1 protein-coding gene is annotated in these 729 nt (G+C 67.4%); it reads right to left on the reverse strand.

Annotated features, from left to right (window positions below; genetic code table 11):
* On the reverse strand, positions 1-729 hold a 729-nt coding region (locus H3O04_RS35540), incomplete at both ends, for an AMP-binding protein (protein ID WP_202589535.1).

Here is a 729-nt window from a genome sequence, read left to right on the forward strand (position 1 = left end):
CGCGCACGGTGCCGTCGCCGGCCAGATAGAGCGTGCCGCCGAGTTCTTCCGGGTAATAGCTCTTCTTGAAACGCTCCGGGTCGCCCCAGATCGTGCGGATCATCGCGGGCCACGGGCGCTTGACGACGAGAATCCCGCCTTGCCCGTTCGGCACGTCCTGGCCGGTCTCGTCGACCACCGCGGCCGTGATGCCCGGCAGCGGCAGCGTGCACGAGCCCGGTACGGTCGGCGTGGCGCCCGGCAGCGGCGTGATCATGTGGCCGCCGGTTTCGGTCTGCCACCACGTATCGACGATCGGGCAGCGCTCGTGGCCGACGTGCTTGTGGTACCACATCCACGCTTCCGGATTGATCGGCTCGCCGACCGTGCCGATGATGCGCAGGCTCGACAGGTCATAGCTCTTCGGATGGACCTTGTCGTCCGCTTCGGCCGCCTTGATCAGCGAACGGATCGCGGTCGGCGCGGTGTAGAACACGGTGACCTTGTGATCGCCGATCATCTTCCAGAAGCGGCCGGCGTCCGGATACGTCGGCACGCCCTCGAACACGACCTGCGTGCCGCCGCACGCGAGCGGGCCGTAGGTGATGTACGTGTGGCCCGTTACCCAGCCGATGTCGGCCGTGCACCAGAACACGTCGTCGGGTTTCCAGTCGAAGGTCCACTTCATCGTCTGCGCGGCCCACAGCAGGTAGCCGCCCGTGCTGTGCTGCACGCCCTTCGGCTTGCCGG

Origin of the sequence: Burkholderia sp. KCJ3K979, assembly GCF_016759955.1 — a bacterium.
GTDB lineage: Bacteria > Pseudomonadota > Gammaproteobacteria > Burkholderiales > Burkholderiaceae > Burkholderia > Burkholderia orbicola.